The 20,969-nt window shown below is 60.5% G+C and carries 18 protein-coding genes and 2 pseudogenes; 17 read left to right on the top strand and 3 right to left on the bottom strand.

Annotated features, from left to right (window positions below; all coding sequences use genetic code 11):
* Positions 1-111: 111 nt before the first annotated feature.
* Together P3T16_RS24340 and P3T16_RS24335 are read left to right on the top strand one after the other, a co-directional pair.
* On the top strand, positions 112-2,364 hold the full coding sequence (locus P3T16_RS24340; protein ID WP_429344230.1) for a WD40 repeat domain-containing protein: 2,253 nt from the start codon (positions 112-114) through the stop codon (positions 2,362-2,364).
* A 150-nt stretch (positions 2,365-2,514) separates the two neighbouring features.
* Positions 2,515-2,874 (top strand): annotated as a pseudogene (locus P3T16_RS24335) (alpha/beta fold hydrolase); the annotation flags it as partial.
* Between the two features lie 198 nt (positions 2,875-3,072).
* Here the strand turns inward: P3T16_RS24335 and P3T16_RS24330 are convergent.
* Positions 3,073-4,119 carry a LacI family DNA-binding transcriptional regulator gene (locus P3T16_RS24330; RefSeq protein WP_429344229.1) on the bottom strand — a complete coding sequence of 349 codons (1,047 nt, stop codon included), beginning with the start codon at positions 4,117-4,119 and terminating at the stop codon, positions 3,073-3,075.
* Between the two features lie 188 nt (positions 4,120-4,307).
* On the opposite strand from P3T16_RS24330, the gene hisD reads away from it, so the two are divergent.
* The 3 genes and pseudogenes from hisD to P3T16_RS24315 all read left to right on the top strand — a co-directional run.
* Positions 4,308-5,621 (top strand): histidinol dehydrogenase, encoded by a 1,314-nt coding sequence (gene hisD, locus P3T16_RS24325; RefSeq protein WP_429315936.1) that lies wholly within the window; start codon positions 4,308-4,310, stop codon positions 5,619-5,621.
* Positions 5,622-5,641: 20 nt separating this feature from the next.
* Positions 5,642-6,082, top strand: coding sequence for an acyl-CoA thioesterase (locus P3T16_RS24320; RefSeq protein ID WP_429344228.1), 441 nt, complete (start codon positions 5,642-5,644; stop codon positions 6,080-6,082).
* 107 nt (positions 6,083-6,189) lie between these two features.
* Positions 6,190-6,453: pseudogene (locus P3T16_RS24315) on the top strand (tautomerase family protein); the annotation flags it as partial.
* 128 nt (positions 6,454-6,581) lie between these two features.
* On the opposite strand, the gene P3T16_RS24310 reads toward P3T16_RS24315, so the two are convergent.
* The gene (locus tag P3T16_RS24310; protein ID WP_429344227.1) at positions 6,582-7,010 is read right to left on the bottom strand and encodes a MarR family winged helix-turn-helix transcriptional regulator; all 429 of its coding nucleotides are present in this window, start codon (positions 7,008-7,010) and stop codon (positions 6,582-6,584) included.
* 464 nt (positions 7,011-7,474) lie between these two features.
* On the opposite strand from P3T16_RS24310, the gene P3T16_RS24305 reads away from it, so the two are divergent.
* From P3T16_RS24305 to P3T16_RS24285, 5 genes are all read left to right on the top strand, one after another.
* Entirely contained in the window at positions 7,475-7,846 is a 372-nt protein-coding gene (locus P3T16_RS24305) for a tautomerase family protein (RefSeq protein WP_429344226.1), read from the top strand.
* A 116-nt stretch (positions 7,847-7,962) separates the two neighbouring features.
* Positions 7,963-9,261, top strand: coding sequence for an MFS transporter (locus P3T16_RS24300; protein WP_429344225.1), 1,299 nt, complete (start codon positions 7,963-7,965; stop codon positions 9,259-9,261).
* A 348-nt stretch (positions 9,262-9,609) separates the two neighbouring features.
* Positions 9,610-10,368 (top strand): SDR family NAD(P)-dependent oxidoreductase, encoded by a 759-nt coding sequence (locus tag P3T16_RS24295; RefSeq protein ID WP_429344224.1) that lies wholly within the window; start codon positions 9,610-9,612, stop codon positions 10,366-10,368.
* 305 nt (positions 10,369-10,673) lie between these two features.
* Positions 10,674-10,829 (top strand): hypothetical protein, encoded by a 156-nt coding sequence (locus P3T16_RS24290; RefSeq protein WP_429344223.1) that lies wholly within the window; start codon positions 10,674-10,676, stop codon positions 10,827-10,829.
* Positions 10,830-10,939: 110 nt separating this feature from the next.
* Positions 10,940-11,335, top strand: a complete 396-nt coding sequence (locus P3T16_RS24285) for a tautomerase family protein (RefSeq protein ID WP_429344222.1) — start codon at positions 10,940-10,942, stop codon at positions 11,333-11,335.
* A 12-nt stretch (positions 11,336-11,347) separates the two neighbouring features.
* On the opposite strand, the gene P3T16_RS24280 is transcribed toward P3T16_RS24285, so the two are convergent.
* Positions 11,348-12,295, bottom strand: coding sequence for a GlxA family transcriptional regulator (locus P3T16_RS24280; RefSeq protein ID WP_429344342.1), 948 nt, complete (start codon positions 12,293-12,295; stop codon positions 11,348-11,350).
* A gap of 179 nt (positions 12,296-12,474) precedes the next feature.
* Between P3T16_RS24280 and P3T16_RS24275 the strand changes: the two genes are divergently transcribed.
* The 7 genes from P3T16_RS24275 to P3T16_RS24245 all read left to right on the top strand — a co-directional run bounded on the left by P3T16_RS24275 (position 12,475) and on the right by P3T16_RS24245 (position 20,502).
* Entirely contained in the window at positions 12,475-13,284 is an 810-nt protein-coding gene (locus P3T16_RS24275; RefSeq protein ID WP_120310692.1) for an SDR family NAD(P)-dependent oxidoreductase, read from the top strand.
* 33 nt (positions 13,285-13,317) lie between these two features.
* Positions 13,318-14,184 (top strand): type 1 glutamine amidotransferase domain-containing protein, encoded by an 867-nt coding sequence (locus tag P3T16_RS24270; protein ID WP_429344221.1) that lies wholly within the window; start codon positions 13,318-13,320, stop codon positions 14,182-14,184.
* A 300-nt stretch (positions 14,185-14,484) separates the two neighbouring features.
* A complete protein-coding gene (locus P3T16_RS24265) occupies positions 14,485-15,783 on the top strand; it encodes a c-type cytochrome (protein ID WP_429344220.1) in 1,299 nt (432 codons plus the stop codon).
* The gene (locus P3T16_RS24260; RefSeq protein ID WP_429344219.1) at positions 15,780-16,247 is read left to right on the top strand and encodes a (2Fe-2S)-binding protein; all 468 of its coding nucleotides are present in this window, start codon (positions 15,780-15,782) and stop codon (positions 16,245-16,247) included. The genes P3T16_RS24265 and P3T16_RS24260 overlap by 4 nt, the downstream gene beginning before the upstream one ends.
* Entirely contained in the window at positions 16,244-18,577 is a 2,334-nt protein-coding gene (locus P3T16_RS24255; RefSeq protein ID WP_429344218.1) for a molybdopterin cofactor-binding domain-containing protein, read from the top strand. The genes P3T16_RS24260 and P3T16_RS24255 overlap by 4 nt, the downstream gene beginning before the upstream one ends.
* 14 nt (positions 18,578-18,591) lie before the next feature.
* Positions 18,592-19,962, top strand: coding sequence for a dicarboxylate/amino acid:cation symporter (locus P3T16_RS24250; protein ID WP_429344217.1), 1,371 nt, complete (start codon positions 18,592-18,594; stop codon positions 19,960-19,962).
* Between the two features lie 99 nt (positions 19,963-20,061).
* Positions 20,062-20,502, top strand: coding sequence for a tautomerase family protein (locus P3T16_RS24245; RefSeq protein ID WP_429344216.1), 441 nt, complete (start codon positions 20,062-20,064; stop codon positions 20,500-20,502).
* The last annotated feature ends 467 nt before the right edge of the window (positions 20,503-20,969 follow it).

The following is a 20,969-nucleotide window of genomic DNA, read 5'->3' as shown; positions in this document are numbered from 1 at the left end:
TGTTGGCCGCGACCGCGCAGAACTTGTAGTTGCAACAAATCGTTGAGGGGCAAGCCCATGCCAGGGACGAGCAGACACGCACGGGGCGCGCAGCGACGCATCCAGGTACTGATGGGCTTAATCCTGTTCATTGTGATAGTGGCAGGGGGGTGGATCATTCACCGGACTCGGGCGGCCGCACGCCAGACTTCCGTTGTGTTGGCATCGGCCGCGACGACGGCGAACGACGCGGGAATCTATGACCGCGCAATGCGCTTCGCGATACTGGCGATGGGGAAGAGTTGGCTCTCGCCAGGATCGGTAGCCGCAGAGCCGGAGCTTATGCGTGGCGCGCAAGCATCAATGCAAATTGCGTTGCTCAGCGGGCATCAGGATGCGGTTGATTCCGCCGTCTTTAGCCCGGACGGTAAGCGGGTGGTGACCGCGTCCTGGGATAGGACCGCGCGGGTGTGGGACGTGCCTACGGGCAAACAGATCGTGCAGTTCAGCGGGCATCAGGATCTGGTTTATTCCGCCGCCTTCAGCCCGGACGGCCGACGCGTGGTGACCGCGTCCGCGGACAGGACCGCGCGGGTGTGGGACGTGCCCTCGGGCAAACAGATCGTGCAGCTGAGCGGGCATCAGGATTGGGTTTATTCCGCCGCCTTCAGCCCGGACGGCCGGCGCGTGGCGACCGCGTCCGCGGACAGGACCGCGCGGGTGTGGGACGCGGCGACGGGCCAGGTCATCGCGCGACTCACGGGGCATCGGGGACCGGTTTTCTCCGCCGCCTTCAGCCCGGACGGCCGGCGCGTGGTGACCGCGTCCGCGGACAGGACCGCGCGGGTGTGGGATTCAGCGACCGGCCAGCTGATCGCGCAGCTCACCGGGCATCACGAACTGGTGAGCTCCGCCGCCTTCAGCCCGGATGGCCAGCGCGTGCTCACCGCGTCCGATGACAAGACTGCGCGAGTGTGGGATGCGGCGACCGGCCAGGTCATCGCGCGACTCGCGGGGCATCGGGGACCGGTTTTCTCCGCCGCCTTCAGCCCGGACGGCCAGCGCGTGGTGACCGCGTCCGATGACAAGACCGTGCGGGTGTGGGATGCGGCGACCGGCCAGGTCATCGCGCAGCTCACGGGGCATCAGGGACCGGTGAGCACCGCCGTCTTCAGTCCGGACGGCCGGCGCGTGGTGACCGCGTCCGATGACAAGACCGCGCGGGTGTGGGATGCGACGACCGGCCAGGAGATCGCGCAGCTCACCGGACACCAGGGGCCGGTGAACGCCGCCGCCTTTAGCCTGGACGGTCAGCGGCTTGTGACTGTGTCCCGTGATAGGACCGCACGCGCGTGGGACGCGGCGATGGGCATCTTGCTGCTCAGCGGGCATAAGGGGTGGGTTTATTCCGCCGCCTTCAGCCCGGACGGCCAGCGGGTGGTGACTGCGTCCCGTGATGGCACCGCGCGGGTGTGGGACGTGGCCACGGGCAAACAGATTGCGCAGATCAGCGGGCATCAGGGGGAAGTTTTTTCCGCCGCCTTCAGCCCGGACAGCCGGCGGGTCGTGACCGCGTCCGCCGACGGAACCGCGCGGGTGTGGGACGCGGCCGCGGGCATACAGGTGTTGCTGCTCAGCGGGCATCAGGGACCGGTTGATTCCGTCGCTTTCAGCCCGGACGGCCAGCGGGTGGTGACCGCGTCCTGGGATGAGACCGCGCGGGTGTGGGACGCGGCCACGGGCGAACAGGTGTTGCTGCTCAGCGGACATCAGGGGCTGGTTGATTCGGCCGCCTTCAGCCCGGACGGCCAGTGGGTGGTGACCACCTCTGAGGATCAGACCGCGCGGGTGTGGGACGCGGCCACGGGCAAACAGATCGCCCAGCTCATCGGGCATCAAGGGGCGGTTTTTTTCGCCGCGTTCAGCCCGGACGACCGGCGGGTGGTGACCGCGTCCGCGGATAGGACCGCGCGGGTGTGGGACGCGGCCACGGGCAAACAGATCGCTCAGCTCAGCGGGCATCAGGGCGCAGTCTTTTCCGCCGCCTTCAGCCCGGACGGCCAGCGGGTAGTGACCGCGTCTGTGGACCAGACTGCGCGGGTGTGGGACACGGCGACGGGTCTGGTGATCGCGCAGCTGACCGGGCACCAGGGACCGGTGAGCTCCGCCGCCTTCAGCCCGGACGGCCAGCGGGTGGTGACCGCGTCCGCGGATCATACGGCGCGGGTGTGGCCGATCCGATGGCTCATGCAGAATCGAGGTCGGAGCCTGGCTAAAGCGGTGTGTAACGAAAAGCTCGCGGGAGCAAACCTGATTACAACCGGTGATGAAGCTGCCCTTCCTCTCGTGCGCGGGCGCCTGGCCGAAAACGTATGCGGATCGTAACTTGCCGACCCGACGGGGCGAGCTGCCGCGCTCTACTTCCTGCTCGAGGGACGGCCGCACACCGCCATCCCTTGCGAGCGTGACCGGACCGCCACATGAGTCGCAATTGCTCGCTTCGCCGTCGTGCGAATCGTCGTCCAGAAGGAATTCACCAGCATGGCCATCGGTCAGAAGGACACCACCGCGATCGGCAAGGATGCGGCGCCGCCCGAGGTGCGCGCGAAGCTCGGCCATTACCCGGTGCTGGGCCGCGCGGCCGCGAAGGCGATTCCTCATGCGACGCTCGTCGAGTTCGCGGGATTCGGGCACGCGCCGCAGATGCAGGACCCGGACGCGTCTCACAAGGCGCTGCTCGAGGGACGGACTGGTGGCGGTGCCGACGAATCGCTGAGCGTTCAAACGGCTTTCTGTCCCGCTACCGTACCGAGGCGAAACTTCCTGGCAGCTACTTTATGGTTCTTCGCGGATTTCCAGGGAGGACGCTTGCGGACAGGCTGTAGTCGGCCATGAAGCGACGTTCGCTCGAGCGCTCCCAGCAAACTATTGCATCCATTGGTTGAATCCGCATCCGTAATGCGCCATTCGGGTTTCGCGAGAGATTCGTCTACCTCGTTGCCGGTCCGGACGCAAACGATAAGTATGGTCGGCACACCGCGCGACGGCCCACTCCCGGGCAATTCGAAGGACTTCGTCATCGAGTCGCGTCACTTATTGACACGGTCCCGTGGTATCGCGCCGCACCAGTTGAATGGGCAAAACATCGTGGACCGGCGGTCCCATTCCACCCGCTCTGATGCGCTCCACAAGCCGGCGCGCGGCAGTTCGTGCCATCGCTTCGACAGGCTGTCGGATTGATGTCAGGCCGACCAGTGGCGAGCCTGCCAGCGGCATGTCGTCAAAGCCGATAATCGATAGCCGCCCCGGCACTGCGATGCCCTGCCGTTTTGCTGCTTCAAGCACACCGAGCGCGATGGTGTCATTGCCCGCAACGATGCCAGTGACGCGGTTCTCCTCGCTTAGCATCGCAATGGCGCTGGAATACCCCGCTTCGCTGGTGTAATCACAAAAAATCAACGGTAACGAAGTCGGCGGTATGCCCGCTCCTTCTAACCACTGCATGGCCCCTTTGACGCGGTCTCTGCTTGTCGAAGTGTTCTGCGGACCCATTACAAGCCCGATTCGGCGATGACCGAGTTGGTAGAGATGTTCGGCCGCGATCGCACCAGCGTGAACATTGTCAATCTCTACCGTGTCAACCCTCACATTGTCGACGGACCGAACGACGAGTACCAAGGGAATGCCTCGCCTTTGCATCTCCGCCACGACAGGTGAATCCAGTGTCGCGGTCGCGAAGATCATTCCATCGAGATAGCCATCGATCAAAGGCCGAAACGCGAGCAAATTTCCTGAATCGTTCATCGAGTCGATCATCAGGGTGATCTGGTAATCGAATTCCTGCAGAGCGTCATGTAGATGCGTCAGCAACAACGTCATAAACCGGTTATGCAACGCTCCGACAACCACGCCGATCAGCTTCGTTGCCGACTTACGCGTGGGTCGACCTTGGGACGGAATCCTGTATCCCATTTCGGCAGCGACCGCTTGCACGGCGCTACGGGTGTCGCTACTGATGGCTGGGTGCCCCGTCAAGGAACGAGACACAGTGGACACCGAGATGCCAAGGCGCTCGGCAACATCTTCAAGCCGGACTTTTGAAGACTTTGAGCGAACAATCGAACGCGCGTTAGTTTGCATAAATTTGCATTGGCGGGGTGGTGCAGACAGGTTACTTCACGCTAAGGATGCTGGCCGCTAGGGTAAGTATGGAGCATTTGCGCAAATTTTGCAGAAAAATTTGCGCTACATTTGCATCAACGCAGCAGGCTACCCAACTTCAGACAGCACGCTGCTACCGATCACCCCCCTGCAAAAAGGAAATGCAAATGGCAATCCAATTCTTGAAGCACGGTCGTAGCGCCGAAGAGTCCTCGCAAGACGCCGCGAAGGTTCGCGACGTGGTCACGGGCATCCTCGCCGACGTAGCATCGCGCGGCGACGCAGCGGTCGCTGAACTCTCGGCGAAATTCGACAACTGGTCGCCTGAAAGCTTCCGACTGTCGGAAGACGAGATTGCAAGCTGTGTTCGCTCGCTGTCTCAGCGTCAGCTCGAAGACATCAAGTTCGCACAAGCGCAGGTGCGCAACTTCGCTCAGGCGCAACGCGACTCGCTTCGCGACATCGAGGTGGAAACGCTGCCGGGCGTCGTCCTTGGTCACAAGAACATGCCGGTCGAGAGCGTAGCGTGTTACGTTCCCGGCGGGAAGTTTCCGCTGGTTGCCTCGGCACACATGGGCGTCGTAACGGCCAAGGTTGCAGGCGTTCCGCGCATCATCACCGCATCGCCGCCGGTCGGTGGCAAACCCAACCCGGCTGTGGTCGCCGCCATGCATCTCGGCGGTGCTGATGAGATTTACACGTTCGGTGGTGTTCAGGCCATCGCTGCGATGGCGCTCGGCACGCAGACGATCGATCCGGTTGCAATGGTGGTCGGACCGGGCAACGCATTCGTCGCGGAAGCGAAGCGTCAACTGTTCGGTCGCATCGGCATCGACCTCATCGCAGGACCGTCGGAAACGCTGATCATCGCCGACGACAGCGTCGATGCGGAAATTTGCGCGACGGACCTTATGGGTCAGGCAGAGCATGGCTTCAATACCCCCGCTGTTCTTCTCACCAACTCGCTGCAGTTGGCCAAGGACACCATCGCTGAAGTTGAGCGCCTGCTGAAGATCCTGCCTACGGCGAACACGGCGGGCGTTTCGTGGCGCGACTATGGTGAAGTGATCGTGGTGGACACGCTCGAGGAGATGGTGTCGGAAGCCGATCGCATCGCGTCCGAGCACGTCCAGGTGATGACGCGCGACCCGGACTACTTCCTGAAGAGGATGAAGAACTACGGTGCGCTTTTCCTTGGTGCGCGCACCAACGTCGCCTACGGCGACAAGGTCATCGGTACGAACCACACGCTGCCGACCGGCAAGGCCGCGCGCTACACGGGCGGCCTCTGGGTCGGCAAGTTCATCAAGACCTGCACGTATCAGAAGGTCCTGACGGATGAAGCGAGCGCTTTGATTGGTTCGTACTGCTCTCGGCTCTGCGCCATCGAGGGCATGATCGCCCACGGCGAGCAAGCCAACATCCGCGTGCGTCGCTTCGGCAACCGCGATGTGCCTTACGGTACCGCCGTCCCCGCCTGATTGCCGATAAGGAAACGCTCATGACACGGACCAAGCCGCGGCCGCGAACCGACTTTCACTGGTTCTGCCAGGTTAATACCCAGTGGAAAGACATCGACATCTACGGGCATGTGAATAACGCTGTTCACTACACGTGGTTTGACACCGCAGTCAATGGATGGCTCGTCGAACGAGGCCTCCTGGACCCGGTTCGCGGTGAGGCTGTCGGTTTGGTCGTGCACACGAGCTGCGAGTACTTTGACGAGGTCGTCTTTCCAGACCTCGTCACCTGTGGACTGTCCGTAAGCAGAGTGGGTACAACCAGCGTAACCTATGAGATCAGCCTGTTCAGAAACGACAGTAATCAATCGTTCGCGCATGGCACCTTCGTTCACGCCTACGTCGACCGTATCACTCGCCGGCCGGTCCAGCTTTCTGACGATCTACGTAGCGCGGTGCAACAAATTCAAGGCAGTCGCTGAGAGTCTCTTTGCTGGCGTAGCCAGATCAACTATCTAAAGTGAACGTGTGAAGACAGCGGGCGTCGTGAGCGCTACGGCCACCGTCCGCTTTGCTTCAGGATCTCCGCATGCCGTATCTGCAGTTGGACGTGACCGGCACGTATCCGGTAGAGGCCAAGAAAGCGCTTGCGCAGAAAATGGCGTCGACGTATGCCGACATGATGAAGATAGACATACGACGCATCAGCATCGCCATTCGAGAAGTGGGCAATGGCGGCGTCTGGAGAATCGTGGACGGAGAACCCGTTTCCGCCGCCGTGATGATGTGTGACATTCGAAGGGGACGAACACCCGAGCTGCGCATGCAGGTCGCGAAGGCAAGATCGGCGCACGACGACGCCTAAATTTGCAAACGCCAAGCCTGCTCCGTGTTACAACCTCACCGGGAAGGCATAACGCCCAGGCAAAAGAAAAAAAGCGGAGCAATTCGTGCTCCGCTTCTCCCGGCGACGGCTGCCTATCATTCGCCGCCAAACTGCTGCAGTGTCTCCAGTGCTTCCAGAAGCACGTCCTTGGCAGGTCCCTTCAAATATTTCTTGAGTTCCTTCTCGACTTGGGTCTGCGCCGCGCGCCAGTGCGGCTCAGCCTTTTTCAATACACGGGCACCGGCGGGGCTAAGCTTCGCCAGCTTATAGCGCGCATCCTCATCGCTCGATACCTCAACCCATCCCGCATCGATTAGCAACTTGATGTTGCGCGAGATTGTCGTCTTGTCGAGCGACAACTCAGTCGCAATCTCGTTGTAGGTTGCCGAGCCGAGGCGGTCGAGACCACGCAACAGAGTGAGCTGCGTGATCTTCAGACCCACCGGGCGCAAAGCGTCGTCGTAAATGCTCGTCAGGGCGTTCGCCGAGCGCCTGAACTGGGTGCAATAGCATTCAGTGAACATCGACGGTCCTCCGGATAGACGCGCAGTGTATATGCAACTATCGTATCACCTCTCGACAGCGACGTGTAGAACCGGTGACCGGTTTGAAGTTAGATCTAAAATCGGACTCCGCGCCCATTCAGACTTTATGACAAGGGCATCGAGGGTCCGTAGGGTTCTCACCAGGTTTCAAATCTGCCCATCTTCACTAGACTGATGCATATACATCAGTTGTAGATGCATCTCTCCCCGATTGAATCTAGCCGTTGAAGTCAAGGGTGAGCGCATCAGAAGTGGTAGCAGACGAGACATTGCGCCTTGTTGGGGCCACCCGCGTCGCACTGTCAACTTACGTCCATATAGATGTATATGCAACCGAAAATTAGCGCGATGCTGTCCGGTCTATGCAGTTTTTCGTAAGCTGCATACGTATTCAGTCCGGACACAACCCATAACCTGACTCGCCTCTCCAGGAGCTCTCGGAAATGCCCATCATCGTTTGCAACACTCGCGCAGGACTGGATGTCGATGTCAAGCGGAAGATCGCGAAGGCGATCACCATCACCGTCAACGAGACCATCAAATCCCCGCTCGAAATCATCAGCGTAATCTTTAATGACCTGGCGTCCGAAAGCAGCTACATAGGTGGAGAACCGGGCGGCGACACGCTCATCATGTGTAACATTCGCGCCGGTCGATCCGACGAAGCGAAGCTCACTCTCGTCAAAAAAGTGAGCGCCATTTTCAGCGACTTCGCGGGCATTTCAGAAGACCGCATCGAGACCGGCCTGCTTGAATTCGTTCCCAAGTTCATCATCCGCGGTGGCAAGCAGCTGCCCGATCCGCCTTACGCGTGATCGACATCCCCACGATATGGGCTGTAGATAAGTTCACAAAACTTTGCATACCTATGCATTAGGAGACAGGTTTGGATACCAAGCACTCGACTGCGGCAGGGCATTCGTTACCGAAGATGCTGACGATTGCGACCGCCAGTTTTATTGGAAGTGCCATTGAGTGGTTTGACTTCTTTCTTTACGGGATCACCTCGGCACTTGTTTTTGGCAAGCTGTATTTCCCCGGTGGAGATCAATTGACCGGGACGCTGCTGGCGTTCGGTACGTTCGCGGTCGGTTTCATCGCCCGGCCATTCGGCGGCATCGTCGCGGGCCATCTCGGCGACCGTGTCGGGCGCAAGTTCGTGCTGGTCACGACGCTGCTCGCAATGGGCTTTTCGACCACGCTCATCGGTCTTGTGCCGTCTTACAACAGCATCGGACTCGCTGCGCCGATCCTTCTGATCCTGCTGCGCATCGTGCAAGGGTTGGCCGTAGGCGGAGAATGGGGCGGGGCCGCGCTGATCGCCGTCGAGCACGCAAACCCGAACCGACGTGGCCTCTATGGCAGCTTCCCCCAGATGGGTCTTCCCGCAGGGTTGTGTATGGCAGTGGGCGGAATGGAACTGGCAAGTCGCCTGCCTGAAGCGGAGTTTCTGGCGTGGGGTTGGCGTATTCCGTTCCTGTTCAGTGCTGTCCTTGTCGCTGTCGGTCTCGTGATCCGACTCCGCATCGAAGAGCCGCCAGCTTTCAAGAAGGTACTTGACACCGATGCAACCGTCAAACTGCCTATCGTAGAGGCGGTTCGCCGGTTCCCGAGGGCGATCCTGATGTCTGCGGGACTCCGTTTTGCGGACAATATTTTGTACTACGTATTTACCACCTTCGGCCTGACGTACATGACGAGCCATCTTGGCCTGCCGCGGAAGACGGTGCTTGTCGCGATTCTAATTGCCGCTGCGCTTGAACTGCTGACGAATCCACTTTTCGGCGCGTTATCTGACAAGTTTGGTCGAAAGCAGGTGGTAGTCTTTGGCGCATCGATTGCGGTGGTGGCACCCTTCCCGTTCTTCCACATGATAGGAACTGGGAACCCGACGATGATCCTGCTTGCGGAAATCATGGTGCTCACGATTGGTCACGCTGCTGTGTTCTCGCCGATGGCCGCCTGGTTCGCCGAAATGTTCAGCCCCGAGGTGCGCTATAGCGGGGTGACGATTGGGTTCCAATTGGGCGCATTGGTTGCCGGTGCGCCGACGCCGCTAATCGCGACGGCGCTGCTCGCGAAGTACGGCGACTACACACCCGTGGCCATCTTCGCAATGATTGCGGCCGGCATCACGCTCGTCTGTGCCCTGTTCGCAAGGGTCGCCAACGATCGCAAAGCTCCTTCAACGGCGAGGTTGATTCCGGCTAGCGGAACGCATGAAGGCTGAGCCGCGCTCCGTCGAGATTGATCGCTTCCGCGTGGAGTCGGAACCTGTACCTCGACGAACTGGAGTGGCCTGGAAATCGTGGGTGGCACAACGCACCGCACCTCACGCAACACCACACGACTGCATCAAGAAAATGAAACAACTCGTGACTGACGCCATCTTTTGCGCGAACGACCAAATGGCGATGGTCGCGACCTATCGGCGGGGCCACGCATCGTCAGTGGTCAACTAGTCGTGCGCGACTCTGCTCGCCTGCCTCCGAATGGACTGTCACAAATCGGCGGGCACACGGTGTGGACGCAGCCAGCGAAACAATCAATCAACCGGATTTGAATCAGAGAGGGACATATGTCTAAGGGACTTTTTAGTCTTGATGGTAAGACTGCTGTTGTGACTGGCGCGGGTCGTGGCCTTGGTGCGGACATCGCTTCTTTGCTCGCCGAATCCGGCGCGCACGTCTATCTGCTCAGCAAGGATGCCGGGGAACTGGATAAAGTCGCCGCTAGTATCCATCGAAACGGTGGCGCTTGCACTTCTGTTGTATGCGACCTCTTAAAAGATGAACAACTAGAGCGGACATTCTCCGAACTCCCGACGCTGGACATCCTCGTCAACAATGCGGGTACCAACATCCCTTCACGACTCGCGGACGTCAAAACTTCGGATCTGGACTTTGTCATCGGCTTGAATGTCAGGGCGACGTTCCTGGTAACCCGCGCGGCCGTTCGCAAGATGCTCGAATGCGAAGCGACCGGTGACCGTGCCATCATCAACATTTCGTCGCAGATGGGCCACGTGGGGGCACCTGATCGATCGGTGTACTGCATGACGAAGCACGCGATGGAAGGTCTTACGAAGGCGGCCGCTGTTGAACTCGCGCCCAGAATACGCGTGAACACGGTGGCACCTACGTTCGTCGATACCCCGATGACGCAGCCGTTCTTTGAGAACGAGCAGTTCAAGCGCTGGGTCTTCAACCGGATTCCGATGGGCCGTCTGCTTTCAAGTCACCAAGTCGCTGCGGCGGTGCTGTATCTTGCGTCTCCAGCTGCCGCAATGATCACCGGTACGAGTCTGCGTATCGACGGAGGATGGACTGCGCAGTAAGCGGGCTTGTCTGGCCGCGCCGGAACGATCGATCTGACGCGGCCGAGAGGCCGTAGGGCACGTGGTAGTCGCCGCGCTTACACCGAGGCAGGACGCGTCATTGCTTGGACCGGATAAGGCCGACATTCTCGCGAGCGACCGTTTAACCTGGCGATCAAACGCGCCATTCAGATTTCCGCCGTGACTCATGCGCTTTGGCAGCTCATTCGAGACGGCCTGGTCGAACTGCGCCCGATGAGCTGGATGGGCGGGCCAAACGTGCCGCGCTAACGCGCATGGGCGCAGCGCGGGTTCGTCAAGCGTTCATGCACTGGACCAAAGTCAACGAGCGTGTCGAGGTGGTACTCGGGCGGGAATCGGCCGCAGCGTTGGGCGCGCTCGCCTATCACGTCGCGTCGGATGAATTCCTGACCGCATATGAAAGCGCTCGCGCAAGCAATCCCGCGGCGTCCGGAAAGTGATCCACGGCGAAGGAACGCAATCACTTGCGTGTCCGGAAACCTTGCACATCTGACATTGGAGAGGCACCGCGTCCTGTGAAAAAATGGGGCTTTCCAGGAATGTTGACGCTATGCCCTACCTGCAACTGGACGTAAACGACCACTATTCAGTGGAAGACAAGCGGCGCCTGGCGCTGAAGATGAGCGAGACCTACGCGCGGATGATGTCGGTCGACATCAGGCGTATCAGCGTCGCGATTCGAGAACTGGGAGATGGCGGTGTCTGGCGGATTCCCGAAGCCGGTGAAGAGCCCACCCCGGTCGCGGTCATGATGCTGGACATCAGAAAGGGCAGGACGCCCGAACTGCGTATGGACGTGGCCAAAGCGCTGTGCGCGCACTGCATCGAAATTCTCGGCCTGCGTGAAGACCGGCTCAACGTCGAATTCACCCAGCATTCCGGGGATGAGATGTATCACCCGGCGCTGGGCGGCTATAGCCCGGAGTGGACGCCGGGCGAGCAGTAAGGCGAACTACGCTTAAAGCGCAAGGGGCGTGACACCCGACGCCCGCTGTATGGTTTGCGGTGGCTGACCGAATGCACGCAGGAACGCTTGACGCATCCGCTCCCGGTCACCAAAGCCGGTCTCTCTCGCGACGATCTCGATCGGGTGACGAGTCGTCTCCATCATCAGACGAGCGGCTTCAACGCGAAGCCGCTCGACTGCCTTCGCGGGCGATTGACCCGTTTCCTCACGAAACACACGGCTGAACTGCCGCGAACTGAGCCGTGCCGCTTCGGCCAGCCGCTCGACCGACAAATCGCTCGCCAGGTTTTCGCTCGCGTACGTGAGTGCCATCTGAACGCGGTCTGAGCGCGCGCCCATCTCCAGCAGCGCCGAAAACTGCGACTGACCGCCACCGCGACGCTGATAAAGCACGAGCTTGCGCGCAACCATGCGCGAGGTGTCCAGCCCGAAGTCGTTCTCGACGATCGCAAGCGCGAGATCCACGCCGGCGCTCATGCCGGCCGACGTCCAGATCTGTCCATCCACGACGTAGATTCGGTCTTCTTCGAGCTGTACGTTCGGATACTGCTTCTGGAAGTCACGCGCGTGGAACCAGTGTGTCGTTGCGCGCCTTCCTTCCAGCAGACCTGCAGCAGCCAGAACAAATGCACCCGTACAGATCGACGCAATTCGCCGTGAATGGCGCGGCGCTTCCCGAAGGTAATCCACCAGCGCAGCCGAAGGAAGGCGGCATTCGTTGTCGCCCGCCACGATGAGGGTGTCGTAGCCCTCTTTGGCAAGTGGTTCGCTATGAACCGAAAACCCCTGGGACGAAGCGATAGGTCCACCGTGCTCGGACACGATGCTGAATTCGTAAGCTGCTTCGCCGCGCAGCAGATTGGCGTATTCGAAGACGCTCGCCACTGCGAGCGCGAGCGACTGGAAGTTGGGATAGACGACGAGTCCGACGGTATGCATTGATGCCTCGCGAGTCATGGCTTGATTCGTTGAAGGTAGCACAGAACGGACAGCAACGTAGGTGGAGAAATGGCATAAATCATTGCATATATGGCATTGAGGTCGTAGGCGGCCGAGCTCAGAATTCGCTCCATGAACCGACGCCCTGTTGGTTCAACCACCCACTCAAAGGACTGAAAATGACTTCCTCTACGAACGGTTTTGCGCTGATCACCGGCGCGTCGGCTGGCATTGGCGCCATCTACGCTGACCGTCTCGCCAAGCGCGGCTTCGACCTCATTCTGGTGGCACGCAACCAGACCCGACTGAACGCTCTCGCAGAGCGCCTCACGAAAGAGACGGGCCGCTCGATCGAAACGATTGCCGCGGATCTCAACGACAAGGCTGCGCTCGCGAAAATCGAGACCCTGCTTCGCGAAGACCCGCGCATCACGATGCTGGTGAACAACGCGGGCGTCGGCTCGGTTGCATCGGTTCTCGACGGTCACGTCGACTCCATGGAATCGATGATCAACCTGAACATCACGGCACTGACGCGTCTCACCTACGCGGTTGCGCCTGCGTTCGTCGCCAAGGGCTCGGGCACGATCATCAACATCAGTTCGGTGGTCGGCATTGCAGTCGAACTGCTGAACGGTGTGTACAGCGCCTCGAAATCGTACGTGCTGAGCTTCGGCCATGCGCTTCAGCGCGACCTCGCAGGCAAGGGCGTGCGTGTGCAGACCGTGCTGCCGGCAGCGACGGCAACCGAGTTCTGGGACGTCGCCGGCTATGCGAAGCAAAAGGAAGCCGCGAGCACGATGACGGCCGACGATCTGGTGGATGCCGCGCTCGCAGGCCTCGATCAGGGCGAACTCGTGACCATCCCGACGCTGCACGATGGCGACGACTGGACGAAGTGGGAAGCCGACCGTCGCGCGCTGGCTCCCCGGTTCGCGAATGCCAAGGCCGCGCCGCGCTACACGTCGAACGCCACGACCGCCCAGTAAGCCCACCAACCCATAACGCGAAAGAGATTGATCATGAACCTCCTTAAATTCGGCGCCGCTGCGCTCGCGATGGCCAGTGCCTTTGCATTGCCGGTGGGCGCGTCGGCACAGTCACGCGGCAAGGTCCTCGTTGTGATGTCGAGCGCGCATGAACTCGACCTGCGCGATGGCAAGCACTACGAGACCGGCTACTACCTGAACGAGTTCGTCGTGCCGTATCGCAAGCTTGTCGAGGCAGGCTACGAGCCGGTCATCGCGAACCCGAAAGGCGACATGCCCGTCATGGATGCCAATTCGGACAACAAGATGTTTTTTGGCGGCGATGATGCGGCGCGCGCTGACGCGCTGAAGTACGCGCAAGGCATCGCGCAGCTGAAGCATCCCAAGACGCTCGCTTCGGTGGTCGCCGAGGGAACAGGCGGCTATGTCGGGCTCTTCATTCCGGGTGGCCACGCCCCGATGGTGGATCTGCTGAAGGACCGCAATCTCGGCAAGATCCTGGTCAGCTTCCATGACAGCGGCCGTCCGACTGGAATCATCTGCCACGGACCCATCGTGCTGCTGTCCACGCTGAAGGACCCGGACGCCTTCGTCGCATCGATGATCGCCAATGATGGTAAGGCGAATTCGCTCGCTGCAGGCTGGCCGTATGCCGGTTATCGCATGACCGTGTTCTCCACGGGTGAAGAGCAGCAACTCGAAGGCCCGAACGGTCTCGGCGGCAATGTTCAGTTCTATCCGGTGAATGCACTCGCAGAAGCGGGCGCGCATGTCGATACGGTCGCGAACTGGCACAGCAACGTGGTCGTCGATCGCGAACTGATTACGGGTCAGCAGCCGATGTCGGCACCGGAATTCGGTGACGTCCTGGTGGCGAAACTGAAAGCGCGCACGAACTGATCCCGGTTATCGAGCAAGTTCGTGAAAGGACTGGATGCGTTGTATCCGGTCCTTTTTTCATGGGTTTCCTGATGACCTGAAAACCCTGCTTATTCGACATGGTTTGAGGCATCGGCGTCATCTAAGGTAGTGGCAACAGGTTTCTGGCAGCGCCTGCAACGGCCGCCGTTCCGGTTCCTCAGGTTCCTTTAATCCTCCGGTGAATATCGTCGGTGAACACGCCAACGGTTGGAGAGGGATGCAATGTCGAGAGATCAGGATACATCGCCGCAAGAAGCGCCACGATCGGAGCGTCGTCGTATGAAGCGCGTCGGGGCGTGGGTAGCGGCAGTGCTTGTCATAGGCGTGTGCGGATTTATTGCATTCGCCTGGAGGCCGGCACTTTCGGAAGTGCCGACACCTGACCCGTCGAGCTTTTCGCCAGCTTTGATACAGCAAGGCGCGCGTCTTGCCGCTGCGGGATTCTGCGCGAGCTGTCATACGGTCATGGGCGGCAGGCCATTTGCCGGCGGCTACGCAATGAAGACGGGCTTCGGCACCATCTACTCCACCAACATCTCACCGGATCGCGAGACGGGCATTGGTTCGTGGTCGGAAGAAGCCTTTCTCCGCGCCATGCGTGAAGGCGTGGCGCGCGACGGGTCGCATCTTTTTCCTGCCTTTCCCTACGACCACTTCACCAGGCTGTCGGACGAGGACTTTCACGCGCTGTACGCATTCGTCATGACACAGCAGTCCGTGCACGCAGAGAACCATCCGAACGAGATGCCGTTTCCGTTTGGCATCCGGGCGCTTCAGGCGGGATGGAAGCTGTTGTTTTTCCATCCGGAGCGATTCGAACCGCGAAACGATCGATCGCCCGCCTGGAATCGCGGCGCTTATCTCGCCGAGGGGCTGAGCCACTGTTCCGCCTGCCACACGCCGCGCGGTCCGCTGGGCGAGGAACTCACGAGTCGTCTCTATCAGGGTGCATCGGTCGACGGCTGGTTCGCGCCGGCTTTGACCGCGGCCAATCCTGCGCCGGTGCCGTGGACGTCAGCGGAACTGCACGACTATCTGACGACCGGAGCGAGCCACTATCACGGAACAGCGGCAGGGCCGATGGCGCCCGTCACGCAGGGACTCGGCGCTCTCAGTGCCGAAGACCAGCAGGCGCTGGTGACCTACGTCGAGTCGCTCGGCGACGGCGATGCGAGGGCTGCTCATACGGCTTCGGCGGTGTCATCGGCGCTCGACGTCGATGCGCAGGATCGTAGCCGTATGGCAAGTGCGGGAGGCCGTCTGTTCGTCGCCGCGTGTGCCTCGTGCCATTACAACCGGGCGCCCGACGTCAATCCAGACAGGCCGGAGCTGGGGGTGAACAGCGCCGTGTTTCTGGACGATCCGTCGAACCTCATTCGCGTGATTCTGTATGGCATCAACGCGAAGGACGGCGCCGCCGGCATCGTGATGCCCGGTTTCGCACGTGGCTTGACGGACCACGATGTAGCGAGCATCGCCGGTTATTTGCGCAGTACCCGAACGACCAAAGCGCCGTGGCCGGATCTCGGGAAACAGGTTGCAGCGATCCGTGCCGCAGGGCCAGGAGAAATTCGATGACAACGTTTCGTATCAATGGCCGTCCCGCCACGGTCGACACGGATCCGCAAACACCGCTGTTGTGGGTCATTCGTGACGAGGTCGGCTTGAAAGGCACCAAATTCGGCTGCGGGATTGGCATGTGTGGTGCGTGCACGGTCCATGTCGGTGGTCGCCCGACGCGCTCGTGCGTCACGCAGCTAGGTGCCGTGGAGGGCGCCGATATCACGACGATCGAAGGGCTCGATCCGCACGGCCAGCATCCCGTGCAACGTGCATGGAGAGAACTGCAGGTTCCCCAGTGCGGCTATTGCCAGTCCGGTCAGATCATGCAGGCGGCCGCCATGCTCAAAGATTTTCCCGATCCAACCGACGCGGATATCGACGCAGTGATGACCGGCAATCTATGCCGATGCATGACGTATTCGCGTATCCGGGAAGCAGTCAGGTGGGCTGCGCGGGAACTGGCGGAGAACAAGGCATGAGCAGGACTCAGCATGGCGGCGAAGATTCGGCCGTTAATCTGTCGCGCCGTTCTTTTCTGGTGGCGACAGTTGCCACAGGCGCGTTCTTCTGCTTTTCGCAGGCCGCGTTCGCGCTCAATGCGTTCGGAGGCGCGTCGCCGGCGTCAGCATCAGCGACATCGGGCGAGCCGGCTTTCGAGCCGACCGTGTGGTTCGGGATCGACCACGAAGGCGTTGTGTCCGTGAACGTGCCGAAGGCCGAGATGGGTCAGCACATCGGCACAGCCATAGCGCGGATTCTGGCCGACGAACTCGAAGCCGACTGGAACATGGTCCGGATCGTGGGTGTCGATACCAATCCCAGATGGGGGTTCATGGTCACGGGCGGAAGTACATCGGTGTGGGCGACGTTCCCGGTTTTTAGCCGGGCGGGTGCGGCTGGTCGTATTGCGTTGATCGAAGCAGGTGCGAAGCTGCTGGATGTGTCCGCTGCACAATGTGTTGCCAGGAATGGCACCGTCCATGCGAATGGCCGTTCAATCAGCTACGGCGAGATCGTGCGCCGCGGCAACCTCGGACGCCGCTTTTCCGCCGACGAGTTGAAAGCGCTGCCGATCAAAGGCGCAGCCAATCGTACGTTGATCGGAAAGCCGACCCGGGCGCTCGACGTTCCCGACAAAACCATCGGCGCGGCGGTCTATGGTATCGACGTCGACGTGCCAGGCATGGTCTACGGCCGGCCGAAGCTACCGCCCACACGCTACGGATCGAAGGTGCTCTCGATCGACGACAGTGCTGCGCGAGGTGTCAAAGGCTACCTGCGTAGCGTGGCGCTGGACGATCCGTCCGGAACGGTACCCGGCTGGGTAATGGTGATAGCGGACAGCTTCTACGCGGCGCTACGCGCGGTCGATCTCGTGAAGGTGAAGTGGCAGGTTGGCGACACGGCAACGGTATCCGAAAATGATCTGTTCGACCATGCCGCAGCGCTGGTGGCGGACAGGAGCCAGGGCGCGCTGCTCGACACAGGCGGAGGTGATGTCGACGGTGGCCTCGCACGAGCAGCCAAGACGCTCGAAGGCACTTACACCACAACAGGTGTGCTGCATTTTCAACTCGAACCCGTCAACGCCGTCGCGTTCGAGAAAGACGGCGTCTTCGAAATTCACACCGGCAATCAGGCGCAGGGCTTCATTCTGCCCGTCCTCGCCAAAGCGCTTCAGGTTCCGGTAGAACGCATTGTCATGCGGACGTACCTGATAGGCGGCGGCTTCGGCCGAAGGCTAAACGGCGACTACGCGGTTCCTGCGGCGCTGACCGCGAAAGCGCTGGGGCGTCCGTTCAAGATGGTGCTGACCCGCGAAGACGACACGCGGCTCGACTCGCTGCGCTCGCCCACGCTACAGCGGCTACGCCTTGGCTGGAATAACGATGGAAAGATCGTCGCGATGGAACACGTCGCGGTTGCAGGCTGGCCCAGTCTGACGGTGTTTCCGGGAAACATGCAGAAGGGCACCAATGGTGCTCGGTACGATCCGTTCTCGATCTCGGGCGCGGACCACTGGTACGACGTGGGCGCACTGCGGGTCCGTGCAGTCAACAACGATCTCGCACAAAAGAGCTTTCGTCCGGGGTGGTTGCGAGCAGTCGCGCCAGGATGGACGAACTGGGCGCTCGAGTCGTTCATGGACGAGGTCGCGCATGTGCAGAAAATCGATCCCGTGGCGCTGCGTCTCGCGCACCTCACAGGCGCGGGCCGGAACGCCGGCGCCGCGCCGAGTTCGACGGGTGGCGCGCTGCGGCAGGCCAACGTCATCCGGCGCGTGGCAGCGCGTGCGGGTTGGGGACGCGCGATGCCGCCCGACACGGGTCTCGGCCTTGCCAGTTCGTTCGGACAGGAGCGCGCAATGCCGACATGGTGTGCGTGCGTGGCGCAGGTCAAGATAGACCGTCAGACGGGACACGTAACGGTGCAAAAGTTGTGGATGGGGATCGATGCGGGCTCGATCATCGATCCCGATGGTGCCATGGCGCAGGCCCAGGGCGCGACGTTGTGGGGCTTGAGCATGGCGCTCTACGAAGGCACCGGATTCGAAAATGGGTATGTGAAGGATCTGAATCTGGATACCTATACGCCGCTGCGCATGGCGGACGTTCCGGACATGGACATCGCCTTTGTGGACAGCACGGAGGCGCCTGTCGGACTTGGCGAACCTCCGACTACCGTGGTCGCACCGGCGATCGGCAACGCGATTTTTGCCGCTGTGGGCGTGCGCATGCGCCACCTACCTGTCCGGGCAACGGATATCAGGCTGGCACTGGATCAGGCCCGGCAGAAGACCACGAGCTAACGGAAAACGACATCATGAGACAACCCTTCTACAAAGTTCTGTACGTGCAGGTGCTGCTGGCGATTGCCGCTGGCGTTCTGCTCGGTCACCTGTACCCGCAGTACGCGACCGCAATGAAGCCGCTCGGGGACGCATTCATCAGGCTCATTCGCATGATCATCGGACCGGTGATCTTCTGTACGGTGGTGACGGGCATCAGCAGCATGAGCGATCTGAAAAAGGTGGGACGCGTCGGTGGAAAGGCGCTGGTCTACTTCGAGGTCGTGTCATCCATTGCTTTGGTGATCGGCTTGCTGGCCGGCCATGTGCTGCATCCTGGCGACGGGTTCAATGTGTCGGTCGCGTCGCTGGACACACGGGCGATTGCAGGCTTCGTCAGCCAGTCGGAACATCTCGACGGGCTGACCGGCTTTCTGTTCGGGATCATTCCCGTGTCGTTCTTCGATGCGTTTGCCAAGGGCGACACGCTGCCCATCCTTTTCGTATCCATCATGTTCGGCATTGCGATCTCTGCGGCGGGGGAGCAGGCAAGCGGCGTGACGGCCATGATTGAAAAGCTGTCTGCAGTGTTCTTCTCTCTGGTCAAGATCATCACGAAAGCTGCGCCTGCCGGTGCATTCGGTGCGATATCGTTCACCGTCGGGAAGTACGGAATTGCATCGTTGATACCGCTCTTCAAGCTGATCCTGACGTTCTACGTGACGGCGTTCATCTTTGTTGCAGTGGTGCTTGGGACTGTCGCCAGGATGGCGGGGTTTAGCGTGTTCCGGCTTCTCGCCTATCTGAAGGATGAACTGTTAATTGTGCTTGGAACGAGCACGTCCGAAGCGGTGCTTCCTCAATTGATGCAGAAGCTGGAAAGACTGGGCTGCTCGAAAGCGGTGGTTGGCCTGGTCGTGCCTACCGGGTACTCGTTCAACCTTGACGGCGCCAACATTTATATGACGCTCGCCGTTCTGTTCCTTGCCCAGGCGACGAATATACATCTGACGACCGGTCAGGAATTGACGCTCCTGGCTGTAACCATGCTCACGTCCAAAGGATCCAGTGCGGTTGTCGGTGCAGGCTTTGTTGCGCTTGCGGCAAGTCTTGCGGTTGTGCCTACCGTCCCTGTGGCGGCAATGGTGCTCATCCTGGGCATCGATCGCTTCATGGCGGAATGCCGCTCGTTGGTGAACGTCATTGGCAATGCAGTAGCGGTTGTCGTGGTGTCGGCGTGGGAGGGGGAGCTCGATCGGTCGAAGATGCACGCGGTGCTCTACGGAGAGCGGGATCAACGCATCTCGATCGATGGATCGGTAACGCTGAATGGGTCACAATCTGTCGATAGCGAGGCGCATTATTTCCGAGTCACCGATTTTCCGGCGAGGAAACAGATTCCTTGAGATATCGCGTCGGGGCCGTGAGGGACGAGGCGTATCCATCGCCCCAATTCGAGATTTGCAAATCCGCAACGTAGCGTGCAATCGCAACAGGAGAGCAGCATGCCAACTTATACCGTGATGGCGGCCGCTGGGCGGCTTACCGATCCGCAGAAGCGGGAGATCGCGCGAGACATTACGCGCGTACACAGCGAGGCGACCGGCGCGCAAGGTTTTTTCGCGCAGGTGATTTTTCAGGCCATTCCGGCCGGCGATCACTTCCTCGGCGGAGCACCGCTCGTGTCGGATCAGTTATTCGTCCAAGGACAGATCCGTGCGGGCAGAAGCGCGGATCAGAAGAGGGGTTTGCTCGAAGCTCTCGTCACGCTTGTCGCACACGCAACGGGTGCCGAAAAGCGCTCCGTTTGGGTGTATCTCTCTGAGTTACCGCCGTCCCAGATGGTTGAGTACGGTAAGGTGTTGCCCGCACCTGGAGCCGAATCGGAATGGCTCAATTCAATGCCGGAGCCCGATCGCGAATTCCTTCTCGGTATTGGGAAATAGTTGTCTCCACGTCAGGACCATCCCTCTCGCGGGTTGCTGTAAGCCGGGCGCAAGAGGCCGAGATTCGGAAGGAGAAGAAGAAAGAAAAGTAAGAGAGGCTCCTGAATTGCCTCGCCGTCCAACGGCGGTTGCACTGTCCGTCCGTTTCCGTGTACCTGACAGACAACTCGACGAGATGAACGACTACCCTCGGGAAATCGGAAGGGTCGCTTTGGGGTCCGATGACGACCCCTGGCCGGCGATCGGCTCAATGACCGCATTGGTCGACGAGTTACCGACTGGGTGGTTGTCCGTTGTACCCCGGAAGCTGTCATTGCAGTTGTAGCGGTCTGAACGGCAGTTGTGGGTCGATTCTGTTGAAAAACACGACTGCGATGTCGGCGCCGGGCGTTTTTCTCTCAGCTCCTGCGCTGACAGTTTTGCTTGGGATATGAATTGGAACGGTGATTCGCTGGCCGGAATTGCAT

This window comes from Paraburkholderia sp. GAS42, from assembly GCF_050436565.1.
Classification (GTDB): Bacteria; Pseudomonadota; Gammaproteobacteria; order Burkholderiales; family Burkholderiaceae; genus Paraburkholderia.
Note: the sequence above shows the minus strand (reverse complement) of the source record. Positions and strands in the feature narration are given on the sequence as shown.